This is a genomic window from Streptomyces sp. NPDC059455 (assembly GCF_042750115.1).
GTDB classification, from domain to species: domain Bacteria; phylum Actinomycetota; class Actinomycetes; order Streptomycetales; family Streptomycetaceae; genus Streptomyces; species Streptomyces endocoffeicus.
On sequence record NZ_JBHYVB010000010.1, the window covers coordinates 43,617 to 60,607 of the forward strand.

At 70.4% G+C, this 16,991-nt stretch carries 11 protein-coding genes; 1 reads left to right on the forward strand and 10 read right to left on the reverse strand.

Translation table 11 applies throughout. The features are described 5' to 3' along the window. Nucleotides 1-109: 109 nt before the first annotated feature. From ACFXB5_RS05330 to ACFXB5_RS05360, 7 genes are all read right to left on the reverse strand, one after another. Complete coding sequence (locus ACFXB5_RS05330; RefSeq protein WP_385202614.1) at nt 110-3,763, reverse strand: alpha-glucuronidase family glycosyl hydrolase; 3,654 nt, start codon at nt 3,761-3,763, stop codon at nt 110-112. Nucleotides 3,764-3,796: 33 nt separating this feature from the next. Then, on the reverse strand, nt 3,797-5,593 hold the full coding sequence (locus ACFXB5_RS05335) for a sugar-binding domain-containing protein (RefSeq protein ID WP_385202617.1): 1,797 nt from the start codon (nt 5,591-5,593) through the stop codon (nt 3,797-3,799). A gap of 57 nt (nt 5,594-5,650) precedes the next feature. After that, entirely contained in the window at nt 5,651-6,259 is a 609-nt protein-coding gene (locus ACFXB5_RS05340; protein WP_385202620.1) for a hypothetical protein, read from the reverse strand. Between the two features lie 8 nt (nt 6,260-6,267). Further along, entirely contained in the window at nt 6,268-7,104 is an 837-nt protein-coding gene (locus tag ACFXB5_RS05345) for a carbohydrate ABC transporter permease (RefSeq protein ID WP_385202623.1), read from the reverse strand. Next, complete coding sequence (locus ACFXB5_RS05350; RefSeq protein WP_385202626.1) at nt 7,101-8,072, reverse strand: carbohydrate ABC transporter permease; 972 nt, start codon at nt 8,070-8,072, stop codon at nt 7,101-7,103. The genes ACFXB5_RS05345 and ACFXB5_RS05350 overlap by 4 nt, the downstream gene beginning before the upstream one ends. Then, nucleotides 8,069-9,406, reverse strand: coding sequence for an ABC transporter substrate-binding protein (locus ACFXB5_RS05355; protein ID WP_385202629.1), 1,338 nt, complete (start codon nt 9,404-9,406; stop codon nt 8,069-8,071). Before ACFXB5_RS05355 ends, ACFXB5_RS05350 begins: the two co-directional genes overlap by 4 nt. Nucleotides 9,407-9,575: 169 nt before the next feature. Then, the gene (locus ACFXB5_RS05360; protein WP_385202632.1) at nt 9,576-10,724 is read right to left on the reverse strand and encodes a Gfo/Idh/MocA family protein; all 1,149 of its coding nucleotides are present in this window, start codon (nt 10,722-10,724) and stop codon (nt 9,576-9,578) included. Between the two features lie 264 nt (nt 10,725-10,988). Here ACFXB5_RS05360 and ACFXB5_RS05365 point away from each other — a divergent pair, with 264 nt between their 5' ends. Then, a complete protein-coding gene (locus ACFXB5_RS05365; protein WP_385202635.1) occupies nt 10,989-12,032 on the forward strand; it encodes a LacI family DNA-binding transcriptional regulator in 1,044 nt (347 codons plus the stop codon). A 152-nt stretch (nt 12,033-12,184) separates the two neighbouring features. On the opposite strand, the gene ACFXB5_RS05370 is transcribed toward ACFXB5_RS05365, so the two are convergent. From ACFXB5_RS05370 to ACFXB5_RS05380, 3 genes are read right to left on the reverse strand one after another with little or no spacing between them, the layout of a single operon-like run. After that, a complete protein-coding gene (locus tag ACFXB5_RS05370; RefSeq protein ID WP_385202637.1) occupies nt 12,185-14,041 on the reverse strand; it encodes a family 16 glycoside hydrolase in 1,857 nt (618 codons plus the stop codon). Continuing rightward, nucleotides 14,038-15,570, reverse strand: a complete 1,533-nt coding sequence (locus tag ACFXB5_RS05375; RefSeq protein ID WP_385202640.1) for a sulfatase-like hydrolase/transferase — start codon at nt 15,568-15,570, stop codon at nt 14,038-14,040. The genes ACFXB5_RS05370 and ACFXB5_RS05375 overlap by 4 nt, the downstream gene beginning before the upstream one ends. Next, nucleotides 15,567-16,919, reverse strand: coding sequence for an MFS transporter (locus ACFXB5_RS05380; protein WP_385202642.1), 1,353 nt, complete (start codon nt 16,917-16,919; stop codon nt 15,567-15,569). Before ACFXB5_RS05380 ends, ACFXB5_RS05375 begins: the two co-directional genes overlap by 4 nt. Between the last annotated feature and the right edge of the window lie 72 nt (nt 16,920-16,991).

A 16,991-nucleotide genomic window follows, 5' to 3' on the forward strand; every position in this document is an offset into this window, starting at 1 on the left:
GAGCTCTCCTTTGTGGATGCCGGAGATGCCGGGATACCTGAGATATCGGTGATGCCGGGTCGCGGACCGCGCCCGGAGGAACACGTGGGCGTGCGGCGCGGGGGTGGGCTCAGACGACGACCAGGGCCGCGATGCGCCAGAGGCCGTTCAGCTTCGAGCCGGTGATTTCCAGGCCGGCGGTGCGCCCGTCCGCTCCACCGTCGAGGTCGAAGGAGAACCAGACGAAGGCGCGGCTGGGCAGGCTGTCGTCGCCGGAGCGTCCGAGGACCGTGCCGTCCTCGGAGATGGTGGTGACACCCGAATCGGTGAGGGAGTCGCCGGTGAGCACCCACACCGTATGCTTGCCGGTCGGCACCGGGATGCGCAGGACGCTGGGCTCGCCCTTCTGCATGACGATGTCGCGGCGCAGGTCGTCGGCGTTGCCCCGGTCACGGGTGAGCGGCCGGTCGCCGACCCAGCCGAAGCCGCGGTCGTCGGTGTAGTCGTCCTCGGGTGACAGCCTGGTGTACCCGGTCAGCAGCGGGCTGGACGGCGGGCTGGCGTCGAACGCCGAGGACGCGTCATCGGGGTGCGGCGTGGTGACCACGGACACCGACCGGCCGCGCTCGATCTCCTCGTCGCCGCTGGTGAGCCGGATCTCGACGGTGGCGAATCCCGGAGTGGCCACCGGGGTCGCGGTGACCGTCAGCTCTCGCTCGGCTCCGGCGGCGACCGTCACGGTCCGCTCGGTGCCGGACCAGCCGTCGGGGGTGACCAGCCGGGCGGTGACGTCGCGGTCCCTGGCGCCGGTGTTGCGTACCAGCACCGCGACCGGGTTGGCCCGGCCCGTCCACCACACCGGATCCGCCACCGCCTTCAGCACCACCAGGGACGGCGCCGGGGCGGTCGGATCCGTGACGGCGAACGCGGACAGCCGCCAGGGGCCGCCCACGCCCGTGAACGTGATGTCCGTGGTGCGGCCGGTGGCACCTCCGTCGAGGGGGAGCTCCAGCCAGGTGAAGGTTCCGCCGGGCTGCTTCGGACTGGTGGCGACGGTGGCGCCGTCCACCGCGATCCGGGTCGGCGAGGCCGTGGCCCCGGTGTCCCCGACCAGCGCGTATCCGGTGTGCTTGCTGGCCGGCAGGGCGACCCGCAGCACCCGGGACGAGTTGTGCCAGAGATGGTCGCGCAACAGGGGCTCGCCACCGCGGTCCCTGGCCGACGGGGCGGCACCGACCCAGCCGTGGCCGGCTGACGCGGACCAGGCGGACTCAGGGGTCAGCGCGTCGTAGCCGGGCATCGAAGTCCCGTTCCGCGGACCGGCGTTGAGCGCCATGAGGCAGCGCCTGCCATCGGGGGCGACGACCAGGGACGGCGGCCGGCCGTCGAGCCGGGTGAGCTTCGGCGCCACGTCCAGGTCCAGGGCGGCGACGCTGCCCGACAAGGGGGGTGTGACCGGCAGTTCGAACTTCGCGGTCGCGGCGCCAACCGCGGACTGTTCGGCGGGCTCGGTGTGCCAGTCCGCTGACGGTGGCCGCAGTGCGACCGTGATGTCGAGGTCCCGCGCCGAGGCATTGGTGACGGTGACCGGCAAGAGGTTCGGCCGGCCGCCGAGCAGCACCCGCGGGCCGTTCAGCCCCGCCCGCAGCCATTCCCGCTTGGCGTCGACGATGCGGCTCTTGTCGAAGAAGAATCCGACCACCGTGTCGCGCCAGAACCTCGCGTGCTCCCGCTGGGCCTCGAAGCCCGCCTCGATGGCGGCATGGCGCTGCCGGTCGACCTCCCCGGACAGTTCGCTCCACCCGGCGAGGAACCGGTCGACGCGGTCGACCCCGGTGAAGTGCGTATCGTAGATGTGCTGGATGACCGTCTTGCCCGACCGCAGTCGATGGTCGTACGGCACCCAGTGCATGAACAGCAGCAGCTCGTCGGGACAGGTCGCGGTGGACTCGTAGCGCTTCTGCCAGGGCCGCGGGTAGAGCCCGGTGAAGCCGCTGCCGGTCGCCTCGGTGCGGTCGAAGCCGGTGCCCTCGGCCGTGGTGTGGTGTGACTGGAAGAGGGTGCCCAGCGGGCTCGGGTCGAGATGGTCGCCGCCGGGGTCGGTGAGATAGCCGATCCCCAGCGGCGAGGTGTAGTCCTCGTACGTCCGGCGCGAGCGCACCAGAATATCGGCCACCATCTCGGTCACCGCGCGGTCGGTGCCGAAGGTCTGCGCGGCCCACTCCGCGGCCAGGTCCCGGGGATCGGCGTCCGGGTTCCAGCACATCCTGCCGAAGGCGTAGGTGTTCGCCGCTCCGAGCAGAGAGCCGGTCCAATCGCGGGCGTTGCCGAAGTTGCTGACTCCGGCGATGCCCGCCCGCGGCGCTCGGTCATCGCCGTCCGAGAGGATGTCGGCGACGGTCGGTCCGGTGCCGGGCCCCCGGGTCGGGAAGGTCAGCACCTCCCGCCACAGCGGAGCCAGATAGGTGGTGTGGATCTCGTGGCCCGTGTACTCCTGAGTGAGCTGGAGTTCCAGCATCTGGTTCGTGTGGCGCATGGTGCCGAACAGGGGGTGTACGGGCTCGCGGATCTGGAAGTCGATCGGTCCGTACTTGGTCTGCAGGATGACGTTGTCGTCGAACGTGCCGTCCAGCGGGGCGAACACCCGGTACTGGTACTCCGCCCAGTCGCCGAAGTCCTCGTGGACGAAGCTGCGCCAGACGATCTGCCCGTCGTGCGGTGCGACCGTGCGGGCCAGCATGTTCGCGCCCTCGGCATGGGTACGTCCGTAGTCGAGCGGGCCGGGCTGCCCCTCCGAGTTCGCCTTCACCAGGAACCCGCCGAAGCCGGGCAGGGTCTTGAAGATCTCGGTGCTCTTGTCCTGCCACCACCGCTGGACCCGTCGATCGGCGGGATCGGCTGTCGTGATCGGATCGGCGTCGTCCGCGGTCAGGATCACCGGGCCGGCGTAGTTGACGGACAGCCAGGTCGAAATCCCCCACGAGTGGAGAAGCGCCGCCAGGGGTCTGAGTCTGGTCAGCATCTCGCCGGTGATGAAGTCGGCACTGGCGTTCACGTTGTTGAGCACCGAAGCGTTGATGCCGATCGACGCCATGGACCGCGCATAGTCGACGACCCGGTCGGAGATGTCCGGCAGCTTGTCCCACTCGAAGATCGAAGTGCCCGCGTAGCCACGCTCGATCGACCCGTCGAAGTTGTCCCAGTGATTCATCATGCGCAGGGCGGTGCGCGGCTTCTGCAGGACGGACAGCTTGTGCAGTGGACGCTCGAGCCGCAGCAGACGGATGAGATGGAAGACCCCGGCCAGCACGCCCCGATCGCTGTGGGCCCCGATGACCAGTCGTGGCCGATTGCCCGGTGTGCCGGTCATCTCGATCACGAACCCCTGCGCACCGATCCGGGCCAGCCGATCGGGACTCACCTCGGATCGCACGACCGGCGACTCGTCCACCGTGCCGATGACGACCGAGGCTCGATCGGCGGCAACCCGGACCGGTGCGCTGCCGGTGAAGCCCCCGATGGCCCGCCGCAGCTCCAGCTCGGCGTTCCCCATGACCCGGCCCTCGCCCTGACGTGCCAGACCGGCCAGGGCCTTCCGGTACTCCTCGAGCCGCCGGGGATCGGCGGTGGGGCGGTAGCGCAGCCATAGATCGTAGCCGTCCTCATCGGGGATGCCCGCCGATGCGGCGAGTCCGGCTGCCGTGCTCCACGGGCTCAGCACCGTGGCGAAGGCGAGAGCGGATGCCTGGAGCACCCGTCGACGGCTGTACTCGGATCGTGCCATTGCGGTTTCTCCTCTACGGAAGAACGAGACACGCTATACAGGGGGTCGGGTGAGGATTTCGCGCAGTTCGGCCAGGGGGATCTTCGGCCGGCGGTCCGGTGTCAGCAGGCCGTTGGTCTCTTGTTCCGTGTCGGTGAACTGGGTGTAGCAGAAGCCCGCGAGCCCGGAGTCCACCGCGGCGGCCACCAGGTCCGCGAGGCGTTCGGCGAAGTCCTCCTTCGTGGCGACGGTGTCGTAGCCGAACCACTCGGCGCCCGCCACCGGTTCGAAGGTCGCGCCGCCGAACTCGCTGAGGACGACGGGCTGCCCCTGGTGGCGGACGCCGTCCAGGGTCAGGCGTTTGGCGCCGGGCCACTGCTCGGTGATCTCGCCCTGCCGCAGCGAGGCGTGGCCGTAGCGCTCGCGCAGTACGTCCCCGCGCTGGGTGTAGTCGTGGACGCCCCAGATGTCGGCGGCGGAGATCTCCCAGCCGTCGTTGGAGACGGCGGGGCGGGAGGGGTCCAGGGCCTTGGTCAGGTGGTAGAGGGCGTCCATGAAGTGGCGCTGCGCGGGGACGAGCGCCGGGTTCGGCACGGACCAGGACTCGTTGATCGGGACCCAGGCGACGATCGAGGGGTGGCTGAGGTCGCGGGAAACGGCTTCGGTCCACTCGGCGACCACGCGCTCGACGGACCGCGCGCCGAACGCGTACGCCGACGGCATCTCCTCCCACAGCAGCAGCCCGAGCCGGTCGGCCCAGTACAGGAAGCGCGGATCCTCGACCTTCTGGTGGACGCGCAGCCCGTTGAGGCCGATCTCCTTCGCCAGTTCGACGTCGCGGCGCAATGCGCCGGCCGGGGCCGACAGATGCGATGCGGGCCAGTAGCCCTGCTGGAGCGCGAACCGGAGGAAGTACGGCTTGTGGTTGAGGAGGAAGACGCCGTCGTCCCAGCCGATGTCGCGCAGACCGAGGTAGGACGTGACGCGGTCGACCGGGGTGTCGTCAGCCGCGTCACGCAACTCCACTACCGCGTCGACGAGTTGCGGCCGCTCCGGACTCCAGAGCAGATCGTCGAGGTCCTGCCCGTGGCGCAGGGCGGGCACCGCGATGTCGAACTCCGTCTCCTGGCCCTCGAACAGCGTCCGCTGCTCGGCGAGCACCCGCTCGCCCCGCGTGAGGCGGACCGTCACGGTGAGCGGTCGCCGTGGCCAGTGGCCGAGACGCAGTCGGCAGCGGACGCGGGCGTGGGCCACCTCGGGAGTCCAGTGCAGGAGCGTGATGTGCTCGGCCGGGACCTCTTCCAGCCACACCGGCTGCCAGATCCCGGAGGTGCGGTGGTACCAGATGACATGCGGATCCCGGCGCCAGTCCTGCTTGCCGCGGGGCTGCGCGGCGTCGAGCGGCTGGTCCTCGGCGCGGACCACGACTGTCTGCTCGCCGTCCCGGTCGAGCGCGTCGGTCAGATCGCAGGTGAACCCGGTGTGCCCGCCCTCGTGACGCCCCACCAGGCGGCCGTTCAGCCAGACCTCGGCCCGGTGGTCGACCGCACCGAAGTGCAGCAGCAGCCGCCGCCCGGCGGCCGGCCGGGGCACGTCGATCGTGCGCCGGTACCAGAGCACGGGGTGGAAGCCGGTGTCCGCCACGCCCGAGGCCGCGGACTCGGGCGGGTAGGGCACGGTGACGGTGCCGGTGAACGGCGCGGAGGCCGCCGGGTCCATCCACCGGTCGGCGCGGCCGCGGTCCTCGTCGTCGTGGGCGAACCGCCAGGGACCGCCGAGGTCGCGCCAGTCGGGATCGCGGATCAGCTGCGGCCTCGGATGGCCTGCGGCGTCCAGGTGCGGGTAGGGCATGCGTGAACTCCGGTGATGTGGTGCGTGGGCGGGGGTGGGAAGGTGGCGCGCCGCGGTTCAGCTCTCCAGGGTGTCCGCGCGCAGGTCCACCACCGTGGCGGCGAACGCCAGCGGGCCCGGCAGCAGCGGGACCAGCAGCGGGATCGACCAGGCCAGGAGCCCGCCGAGGATCACGGCACCGGCCAGGAGAAGACTGCCGCGCGGGTCCGCGGCCGAGCGAAGCATCGCCTCGCGTGCGGACAGCACGTGCGGTGTCCTGAGCGCGGTGGCCCGCAGCGCCACGACCGTGGCGCCCAGGACGAGCAGCGCGAGGGCGGGCGCCATGACGGCCGCTCCGGGCAGTGCGGCGCGCATCAGCGCGGCATCGACCAGGACGACCACCGCGAGCAGCGGCGGCACCAGACCGAGCGCGGCCGAGCGCGCGGACAGGTGGGCACGGAGGTGAGCGCCGTACGTACCGGCCCTGACCTGGACGCCGCTGCCCGCGGCCTGCCGGAGCGTCGCGGACGCGGCGGCGAACGCGGCCGGGGCCGTGACCACCGGCAGGCAGGCGACGCTGGTGAGCAGGCCGACGAGCAGCATGTCGGCGAAGAGGCTGAAGCCGGAGCCGAAGACCTCTCCGGGTTCCCGGCGCTCGCGCCGGTGCGCGATCGGTGCGTGGGCCATGGTGTGCCTCACCCCTTCAGTCCGGACGTGGCCATGCCCTGCACGAGGTAGCGCTGGAAGACGAAGAAGAACAGCACGATCGGCAGCACCGAGATCACCGACATGGCGAACATGGGGCCGTACGCGGAGGTGCTGGACTGGTCGACGAAGCTGCGCAGGGCGAGCGTGATGGTGAACTTCTCCGGCGCGAAGAGATAGACCATCTGCGTGAAGAAGTCGTTCCACGTCCAGATGAACGTGAAGATGGCCGTGGTGATCAGCGCGGGCCGGGCCAGCGGCAGCGTGATCGACCAATACGCGCGGAAGGGACCGCAGCCGTCGATCCGCGCGGACTCCTCCAGCTCGCGCGGAAGGCCGCGCATGAACTGGACGATGAGGAAGACGAAGAACGCCTCGGTGGCCAGGAACTTCGGCAGGATCAGCGGCCAGAAACTGTCCACCAGGCCGAGGCGGTTGAAGATGATGTACTGCGGGATCAGCACGACGTGGTGCGGCAGCATCAGCGTCGCCACCATGAAGGCGAACATCACCTTGCTCATGCGGAAGCGCAGCCGGGCGAAGGCGTAGGCGGCCAGCGAGCAGGACAGGACGTTGCCGACCACGGCGCCCCCCGCGATCAGCAGGGTGTTGCCGAGCAGGCGGCTGACGGTGACGCCGGAGACCCCGTCCAGGGCGGTCGTGTAGTTCGACCACTCCAGGTGGCTGGGCAGCAGGTCCAGGCTCGTCACCACCTCGTCGGCCGGCTTCAGCGAAGTGGCCAGCAGCCAGGCCAGCGGGTACAGCAGGACGAGCAGGCACACGGCCGCGACGGTGTGCGGCAGCCACCGCTTCGTGGCGATGTTCATCGTCCCTCCTCGTCCGCGTAGAAGACCCAGGACCGGGAGGTCCGAAAGAGGATCAGGGTGATCGCGCCGATGGCGATCAGCAGCAGCCAGGCCATCGCCGCGGCGTAGCCCATGTGCGAGGCCGTGAAGCCGCGCTCGTACAGGTAGAGCGTGTAGAACATCGTGGAGTCGGCGGGTCCGCCGTCGCCGCCGCTGATGGCGAAGGCCGGGGTGAAGACCTGGAACGAGTTGATGACCTCGAGGACCAGGTTGAAGAAGACGACCGGGGACAGCATCGGCACGGTGATGGACACGAACTGCCGCCAGCGGCCCGCGCCGTCGAGCGCCGCGGCCTCGTAGAGGTCGGGCGAGATCTGCTGGAGGCCCGCCAGGAAGATCACCATGGGTGCGCCGAACTGCCACACCGTCAGCAGGACGACCGCGTACACCGCGAGGTGGGGGTTGCCGACCCAGCCGCCGGCGTTGATGCCGACCGCGTCCAGGACGTCGGGGATCGTGCCGCCGTCGTTGAACAGCGCCTTCCACACCAGGGCGATGGACATGCTCGCCCCGAGCAGCGACGGCGCGTAGAACGCGGAACGGTAGAAGCCCCGGCCCCGGCCGAGGTTCTTCAGAAGCATCGCCACGCCGAGGGCGAGGCCCAGCTTCAGCGGGACGGCCACGACGACGTACAGCATGGTGGTGCCGACCGACCGCCAGTAGCGCGGATCCTCGAACAGCATCTCCTCGTAGTTGCGCAGGCCCACCCAGTGCGGCGGGTCGAACAGGTTGTAGTCCGTGAACGACAGGTACAGCGACACGGCCATCGGCACCAGGGTCAGCACGACCGCGCCGATCATCCACGGGGAGAGGAACACATAGGCGGGCCACTGCCGTTCACGGACCTGGCGCCGTTTGCTCTTCCGCGGGCGCGGATCCGTCGTGCGGTCGACGCGCGCGGGCGCCCTCGTCGTCGACACCGTGCTCATGACCTCAGCTCCCGGTTCGCCTCGTCGATGAGTTCGCGCGCCGCCTGCCGCGGGGTGGCCATGCCGTACATCACGCGTTGGTAGCCCCGTTTGAACGCCGTCTGGATCGCGAGGTCGCCGGGCGGCGGTGCGGTCGGCGGGGCGTCCAGGCCGTACTTTTCCATCGTCTGCGCGTAGTCGTAGATCTCCCGCTCCGGTCCCTGGAGCGTCTTGGCGACCCGGGCGGCGATCTTTCGGTTCGGCGGGGAGGACCGGGAGAAGCCGAGGATGTCGCCCGCCCGTGGGTCATTGAGGAGGAAGTCGATCAACTGGGCCGCTTCCTTGGGATGCTCGCTGTTCGCGCCGATGCCGATGAGCATGGTCGGCTTGAAGTACGTGCCCTGGTGGCCGCCGGTCGTGGGCACGGGCGCGAAGTGGATGTCCTCGCCGAGCAGGCCCGTGTACCCGGGGAACGGCGCGTCCCAGGTGAAGTCGGCGGCGGCGAGGTGGCGGCCGATGGGGCTGGTCTCGGTGCTCTTGGCCTGCACGGTGTCCCGGGCCTGTGCGATGGCGCCATCCTTGCGGAGTCTGTCGCAGAACGACCAGAAGGCGGCCAGGTCGTCCTGGGTGAAGCCGAGTGCGGTCTGGCTCGCGTAGAGATTCCGGCCTCGGCCGCGCAGCCAGGTCTCGAAGACGTCCTCATTGGTGCCGCCGTCGTTGGAGCCCGTGTAGGGGCGCCCGTCGGGGGACTTCAGACCCAGGGCGGCGATCTTCTTGTTGGCCTCACCCCAGTCCTGCCAGGTCCAACTCGGCCGGGGCGTGGGGATTCCGGCCTTCTTGTAGACCGCGGAGTCGTAGGCGTATCCGGTGATGCCACGGCCCATGGGCAGGGCATACTGCCCACCCTCGTAGGTGCCGGTGCGCAGCAGGCCCTTGTCCATCTCGGAGGTGCGGATCGTCCTGGCCTTGATGACATCGTCCAGCGGCATGATCGCTTCGCCGCCCGCGTACTGCGAGATCTGCCGGTAGTCGAGCTGGACCACATCGGGTATCCCGCCGCCCGCGGCTTGGGTGGCCAGCTTCTGCAGATAGGAGCCGAATTCACCATTGGATGTGCGGACGGTGACGCCCGGGTGCTCCTTCTCGAAGAGACGTACCGCCTTCTCGGTACGCGCGGCACGGTCGTCGTTCCCCCACCAGGAGAACGTGAGGGTGATGCCGCCTGAGGTGCTGCCGCTCGCGGCGGAGCAGCCGGAGAGCGTGGAGGTCAGGGCCGTACTGAGGCCGGCGGCGGCCGCGGCGAGGACGGCCCGGCGGCTCGGCTGGCGGAGCCGGCCGTTCGGAGGCTCGGGCATGGGGGCCTTCCAGGGGGAATGGGGGAGTGGACGCTGCGGGGGAAGTCGTGGCGGGTGTCGGATGCCGGGATGGGCGGCTAGCCGCGGGGGAGGGTGTCGGCGGGGGAGAGGACGAGCTCCTCGTGGGTCGCGGTGATGCGGTCGCCGTGGGCGTGGGTCGGTGCGGGCGTCATGCGGGGGCCTCTTCCTTGCGGGTGGTGGCGGGGGCCCAGCCCTGGGCGCCGCCGTGCAGCTCGGTGTAGTAGGGGTCGCCGGGGCCTATCTCCCCCGCGTGGACCGGGGTGCCGGTGAACGCGGACTTGTACAGGGCGGTGATGAACTCGAGCGTCTGACGCCCGCCCGCGCCGCTGGTGGCGTGGCGCCGTCCCGCCCGGATGTCGACCACGAGGGCGCGGAGTTGGGCCAGGTGCGAACTCGGCTCGTCCGTGCCGAAGTCGCGCCAGACCGCCACCGTCTCCTCGGGGACGCCGGGGGCCGCGGTGATGCGCCAGTCCGCGTTGCGGTAGCCGTACAGATGGGTCAGCTCGATCGTGGCGTGCTCGCAGTCGACGCGGATGCGGCTGACCTCGTCCGGGCTGAGCACGCTGTTGACCACGGTGGCCACGGCACCGCTCGCGAACCGCACCTGTGCCGTGGACACGTCCTCGGTCTCCACGTCGTGCACGAGCCGCGCCGCCATCCCTCGCACCTCGCTCCAGGGACCCATCAGGTCGAGCAGCAGATCCGTCTGGTGGATGCCGTGCCCCATGGCGGGACCGCCGCCCTCGGTCGCCCACCGCCCGCGCCACGGAACGGAGTAGTAGGCGGTGTCCCGGTACCAGGTCGTCTGACAGTGCGCGACGAGCGGGCGGCCGAACGCCCCCTCCCGCAGCAGTCGCCGTACATGGCGTGCGCCGGAGCCGAAGCGGTGCTGGAAGACGATGGAGGCGTACGGTCCCGCGTCCCCGGCCTTCTCGGCGGCCTCGATCGCGTCGAAGTCGGCGAGGGACGGGCACGGCGGCTTCTCGCACCACACCCAGGCACCTGCCCGCAGCGCGGCCACCGCCTGGTCGCGGTGCACGGCGGGCGGGGTGCACAGCACCACGAGGTCCGGGCGCAGTTCGGCCAGGGTCGCGTCGAGGTCCGTCGAGGCGTACGGGATCCCGGCGCCGGCGGCGAACGCGCGCACCGCGTCCACATCGACGTCGACGGCGGCGACGATCTCCACCTCGCCCGCGTCGGCCAGCGTCCGCAGCGCGGGCAGATGGCTGGAGCGCGCGATGCCTCCTGTGCCGACCACGGCGGTGCGCAGTGGGGTGGTGGAGCGGTGCGAAGACATGCGGACCCTCTCATGAGGTGGGTGGTGAGCGCGGCGCCGTGGGCACGGGCGAGCAGCCCGGACCGTCCGACGGACAGCCGTCGGCCGCCCGTGTGACGCCCCCCGGTAGCAACCGCTTGCTGTCGATTGGTTCCAACGTTGTAACCGCGAAATCTCGCCACGGTCAACCCCTCGTCAGGAACGGGATTCCGCGCCGCCCCGGCGCTGACAGCCCGCCGAAGCCCGTGCATAATGCGGAGAAACACAGGTGAGGGGGTTCGGTCAGTGGCCGCGGTGACACTCAAGGACGTGGCGGAGCGGGCAGGGGTTTCGATCAAGACCGTGTCCAACGTTGTACGCGATGCTCCCCGCGTGTCCGAGGCCACGCGGAAGCGCGTACTGAAGGCCGTCCACGAACTCGGCTACCGGCCGAACCCGTCGGCCCGCCGCCTGCGCACCGGGCACAGCGGCCTGATCGGCCTCGCCGTCCCGGATCTGGCCACGCCGTACTTCGCCGAACTCGCCCAGCACGTACGGGCCGAGGCCGCGCAGCTGGGCTTGACCGTCCTGATCGAGGAGACGTCGGGCGACGCGACGGAGGAACTGCGCCTGGCGACCGGCGTCGGCGCGTCCCTGCTGGACGGCGTGATCCTGTCACCCCTGGGTGTCTCACCCGACGAACTCGCCGCCGTGGCCAACGAGTTCCCGCTGGTCCTGCTCGGCGAGCGCAGCTACGAGCGCGACCAGGTGGGGGCCGACCACGTCCTGATCGACAACGTCGCGGCGGCGCGCGAGGCCACCGCGCACCTGGCCGGCCTCGGCCGTACGCGGATCGCCGCCATCGGCGTGGACCGGCAGGCGTCGGCGACCAGTCGTCAGCGCCTGGAGGGCTTCCAGCTCGCCCTGCACGAAGCCGGGCTGACGTACGATCCCCGGCTCGCGCCCTCCGTCAAGGAGTTCGACCGGCGCAACGGCCTGCTGGCGATGCGCGCCCTCGCCGCCCTGCCGGTCGGCGTGCGGCCGGACGCGGTCTTCTGCTTCAGCGACCTGCTGGCGGTCGGGGCCCAGCGGGCCCTGTTCGAAGCGGGGTCGCACATCCCGGACGACGTCGCCGTGGCGAGCATCGACGGCTCCGACGAGGCGCTTTACAACACGCCGTCCCTGACGTCCGTGGTCCCCGACAAGGCCGCGATCGCCTCGCTCGCCGTCAAGTGCCTGGCGGCCCGCATCCGCTCGGACGTGCCCCTGCCGTTCGAGGTGCACACGGCTCCGCACTGGCTGCACGCCCGGGAGTCCACAAACGGCGGGCGCCAAGAGCTCTTCCGCTGATCCGGACCGACTTCCGCTGGTCCGGACCGACTTCCGCTGGTCCGGACCGACTTCCGCTGGTCCGGACCGACTTTCGTCGATCCGGACCGATTCTTGGCCGATCCGGACCGAGGGGCCGCCGGACGAAGGACGGTCCCTCGGCGCACGAGCGCTCAGCCGCTCCTGGTGACGGTCACATGCCGCCAGCTCGCCGTCCCGGCCTGGTCACGTACCCCGATCGCGCCCCGGGTGAAGGAACAGTCCGGATCCCTGTGGGTGAAGCCGACCGGCGTGGCGGTGGAGACCGAGGGCCTGCCGGTCACCGTGAGGGTGCAGCCCACCGCCTGCACCGTCAGGTGGTACCACGTCCCGGGGGACAGGCCGCCCGGGATGTCCCTCCGCGCCAGCTCCTTCCAGGCACCGTTCTGCTTGCCGAGGACGATCCGTTGCGACGACACACCGACGTAGTATCCGTCGAGGGCATCGGCCCCCTTGCCCGGGTCGGACGCCCTCACGACGAATCCGGCCTGCGCTCCGCCATCGATGCGTACGTCGCCCGTGAGGCGGTAGTCGGACCACCCGGTGGAGCCCGCGATCGACTTGTTCCCGCCGGTGCCACCGCACGTCTCGGACAGGACACCGCCCGACGTCGCCCAGCAGCCCCCGTAGTCGACCCAGCCGGACCTCCCCTTCGCGAAGGCGTCGGAGTAGGGCAGAACTCCGGTGCCGGCCACCGCGGTGGCCTCCATGCAGCCGGTCGGCCCCGTGGCGGTCGCGGTGGTGAAGCGGACCGTCCTGCCCGAGGCGTCCAGGAGCAGGTGCGGGCTGTAGCTGGTGCTGCAGTTCTGGGCGGGGCCGGCGACCGGCCCGAAGGGCGCCGGGGTCCAGGACCAGGGCCCGGACAGGTCGGGGTCGTTGATGAAGACGGCCTGCCGGTCCTCGGGACTGAAGGCGTTCGTTCCGGTGAAGCGGGTCCGCATCCCGGTCAGCAGCAGCCGTCCCGAGGGGCCGCCCGCCGGGCTCCACACGATGTACGGGCTGCTCCCGAGATACCGGCCGTCGGACGTGACGGCCATCTTTCCGAGGTCCGAGGGTCCGGCGCCCCAGGTCGCACCCCCGTCGGTGGACGTCTTCGTATGGGCTTCGCAGTTGCGGCCCGCGCCGCAGATCTCGTACGCCATGACCATCCGCCCGTCCGGCAGCGTGGCGACGGTCGGCATCCCCGGACGGTCGGTGTCCACATCACTCCGGACGTCGACGACGAGCCCGGGTGCGAAGTTCGTGGATCCGTCGGGGCGCGCGCTCCAGGTGACACCGCCGTCGTTCGACACCACATGGGCGATGATCTGGGCGTACTCGGGCTCGCGCCGCTCATCGGAGAAGTACATGGCCAGGCGGCCGGCGCCGTCGACGGTCAGGAACGGCTCCCAGACTCCGGATCCGCCGTGAGGTGCGCCGACGCTGCCGCCACCGGTCTGCAGGATCGACTGGAAGGTCCAGTGCGCCCCGTGGTCCGTGCTCCGCCACAGGACGAAGTCGGTACGGACCTTCTCGCTGGGCGCGATGTTGCCGGCCAGCAGCAGGGTGCCCGCCGGGAACTCGCCCATTTTCCTGGGGAGTTCGAAGAGGAACGGCTGCCAGAACTGGTCCGACGGGTGGTTCTCGCCTTCCAGCGGGTCGTCCAGCGTCGTGAGCGTCTTCCATCTCCTGCCGTCGTCCTTCGAGGTGCGGATGACGAAGTCGGACGCGGTGCCGTCCTTGGTCGCGTGCTCGAAGGTGCCGATGAGCGTCCCGTTGGCGGAACCGCTGTGCTGGAGGCGGATGATGCGGGAGTAGGCGAGGAACTCATTGCTCGACGCTCTGGTGTAGAAGCTGTCGCCCGGGTCGTTCGCCGCGGCGTTGAGCGGCTGGACGGCGGTGGTCATGGCCGTCAGCAGCAGGGCGAGGAGGAGCCCCAGCGCCCACCGGGCTCCTCCGGTTCTTCCGGTCCTGCTGGTTCTTCCGGTACGCGGGTGCCTTCGCCGTCTCATGACGATTGTCCCTTTCCCTCGGAATGCCGGTAGGGAGCGAGGTGGTTGCGGGGGTCCCGCTTGAGCCGGTAGCCGCCGGGGACCGTCGGCAGCGGGTCCTCGGCCCGCATCTGCCACACGGCCAGCAGGGACAGCAGCCTGACCCGTTCGTCGGCGGCCGCCGGGTCCGACCAGCGGTCCACCAGTTCCAGCGGGTCCTCGCGCAGGTTGTACAGACGGAAGTCCCCGACGATGTCGGCGTACAGGGTCCAGTCCCCGCTGCGGACCTTGCGGCGGCGTCCGCTCTGCGTGGCCGCGTTGAGCTCATCCCAGCGGGGCTCGCCGTCCGGGCCGTCGAAGATGAGTCCGGGCATCTGGTCGGCCACGTCCTCCGGCCCGTACGGGATTCCTCCCATGCCCTGCTCCACGTAGGCGCTGCTGAACTCCTCCGCCGGGAAGGGCCGTCCGGTCAGCAACGGCCACAGGCTGCGCCCCTGCACGCCGCCGGCCAGCTCGCGCCCCATCGCCTCGCAGAGTGTGGGCATCAGGTCCGCGAGCGAGACGTGCTCCGGACGCGGCGCGCCGTCGGGCCGCACCGCGTCCCCGTTGACGACCAGGGGCACCCTGGCCAGGATGTCCGGGATCTCGGCGCCCTTGCGCACCAGTCCGTACTCGCCGACGAAGTCGCCGTGGTCCGCGGTGGCGACGACGACGCGTTCGCGTAGGCGGTGCCGGCTCTCCAACCCGGTGAGCAGACGCCGCAGTTCGTCGTCGATGAGCCGCAGCATGCCGAAGTAGTTGGAACGCGACGGGGCGATGGCTCCCTCGTAGTCGGCCACCGCGCGTTCGCCCAGGCTGCGCAGGTACTGCCAGGGGAAGGACTTCCCCTCCAGTACGTCGGCCCCGGTGCGGGTCGGCGGCAGCGACTCCTCGGGGAACAGCGAGAAGTAGGGCTCGGGCACCTGATACGGATTGTGCGGCTCGGGGATGGACACCGTCAGCAGGAACGGCCGGTCCTCCGGGACACCGGCGACCCAGGCCAGCGCCTCGTCGACGATGCGGTGCGGGTTCTGGGCCTCGACCGGGAACGGCGTGGGCTTCTCGTGGGTGCGGTGCCGCAGCGCCGCCAGCCACTTGTCGAACTCCTTGTTCAACGCCTTTGAGGGAGCGGTCACCTGGCCGTCATGCGTGAACTCGGTCCAGTGGTCCACGGACGAGGCGTCGAGATAGGTGTGGTTCTTGCCGATCATCGCCGTGGCGTAACCGGCGGCGCGGGCCTCACTGAAGAGATCCGCGTCGCGGACCGCGAGCGCATTCGCCGGGTTCTGGGTCACGCGGTGCGCGCTGGGGAACCGTCCGGTCATCAGGCTGGTGCGCGCGGGGCAGCACAGCGGTGAGGTCGTGTAGGCGCGGTCGAACCAGGCCCCGGAGCGTCCCAGCTCGTCGAGGAACGGGGTGGTGTCCAGCGGGAATCCCTCACGGGCGCTGACGTCGGCACGGTGCTGGTCGGTCAGGACGAGAACGATGTCGGGCCGGTGGCGCGCGGTCACGCTCGAGTGGTCCTTTCGGCGAGGGCGGCGCCGTCGGTCGACGGGCCGTCGGTGATACGGACGTCGGCGCGGGAGATCCGCAGGCCGATGACGGCCGCGCAGGCCGCGCTGAACAGGACCGAGACGACCACGGTGAGGGCCAGCCGCCACGGCGAGCCGTCGGACGCCACGAGCATGGCGTACGCGACCGGCGGGGTGAGACCGCCGAGGATCGAGCCGACCTGGTAGACGAACGACACCGCCGTGTAGCGGACCTCGGTGGGGAACAGCTCGGCCAAGAACGTGCTCTGGACGGCGAATTGGGCCGAGTTGCACAGCCGGAAGAGCGTGATCCCGAGCACCATCCAGAAGAGCGTCCCGGTCTGCAGCAGGGCGAACAGGGGGAAGGCGGTCACGGCCATCGACAGCACACTCCACACGAAGGTGCGGCGCACCCCGAACCGGTCACCGACCCTGCCGAGGTAGAGCATCAGCGGCAGGCAGATGATGCTCGGGATCATCGTTCCGACAATCCCGATGCTGTCGCTCCGGTGCAGGTAGGTGACGATGTACGCCGTCACCACAGGCCCGACGACATTGCCGGTGATGGCATCGGCCGAACGCGCGCCAAGCGCGAGGAACAGCGGCGCCCAGTGGTCGCGCAGGAGCGTGATCAGCGGCGCCCTCTCCACCCCGCGCTTCTTCTGAAGGCGTATGAAGTCCCCGCTCTCGGCAAGGCGTGTGCGCACCACGAGGGTGTAGACGAGCAGGATTCCGCTGAGCAGGAACGGGACCCGCCACACCCAGTCCTCGTACTGCGCGCCCGAGGAGAGCCAGGTGCACAGCAGCACCAGCCCGCTGCTGAAGATGCCGCCCACGGGATTGCCGAGTTGCGGGATGGAGCCGAAGAAGCCGCGCCGCTCCTTCGGCACCGACTCGATCGTGGCGAGCGCGGCACCGGCGTACTCGCCGCCGAGGCCGATGCCCTGCAGTACGCGCAGGAACAGCAGGATGATGGGGGCGGCCGCGCCGATCGTGGCGTAACCGGGCAGCAGGCCGATCACAAACGTCGGGATGCCCATGAGCAGCATCGTGAGAATCAGGAGCTTCTTGCGGCCGACCCGGTCGCCGAAGTGCCCGAAGACCAGGCCGCCGATGGGCCGGGCGAAGAACCCGACGGCGGTCGTCGTGAGGGCCAGCAGGGAGCCGATCGCGCTGCTCTGCGCCGGGAAGAAGACATGGCCGAAGACGAGTGCCGCGGTGGTTCCGTAGAGCCCGAAGTCGAACCACTCGAAGGTCGAACCGAGGAAGCCGGCGAGTACGGTACGGCGCGCGGCGGGGGTGATCCGAGGTGGGTCTGGCCTTGGCATACGGCGGCTCCACTGAGGATTCCAACGGTTACGGTAACCGTTGCATTGCCGTGGAACGGTAGGACCGCGTGA

Coding starts and splice junctions, on each gene's coding strand:
- ACFXB5_RS05350 (WP_385202626.1), bottom strand. CDS start 8,072: ATGAGCACGGTGTCGACGACGAGGGCGCCCGCGCGCGTCGACCGCACG.
- ACFXB5_RS05380 (WP_385202642.1), bottom strand. CDS start 16,919: ATGCCAAGGCCAGACCCACCTCGGATCACCCCCGCCGCGCGCCGTACC.
- ACFXB5_RS05330 (WP_385202614.1), bottom strand. CDS start 3,763: ATGGCACGATCCGAGTACAGCCGTCGACGGGTGCTCCAGGCATCCGCT.
- ACFXB5_RS05335 (WP_385202617.1), bottom strand. CDS start 5,593: ATGCCCTACCCGCACCTGGACGCCGCAGGCCATCCGAGGCCGCAGCTG.
- ACFXB5_RS05355 (WP_385202629.1), bottom strand. CDS start 9,406: ATGCCCGAGCCTCCGAACGGCCGGCTCCGCCAGCCGAGCCGCCGGGCC.
- ACFXB5_RS05345 (WP_385202623.1), bottom strand. CDS start 7,104: ATGAACATCGCCACGAAGCGGTGGCTGCCGCACACCGTCGCGGCCGTG.
- ACFXB5_RS05360 (WP_385202632.1), bottom strand. CDS start 10,724: ATGTCTTCGCACCGCTCCACCACCCCACTGCGCACCGCCGTGGTCGGC.
- ACFXB5_RS05370 (WP_385202637.1), bottom strand. CDS start 14,041: ATGAGACGGCGAAGGCACCCGCGTACCGGAAGAACCAGCAGGACCGGA.
- ACFXB5_RS05340 (WP_385202620.1), bottom strand. CDS start 6,259: ATGGCCCACGCACCGATCGCGCACCGGCGCGAGCGCCGGGAACCCGGA.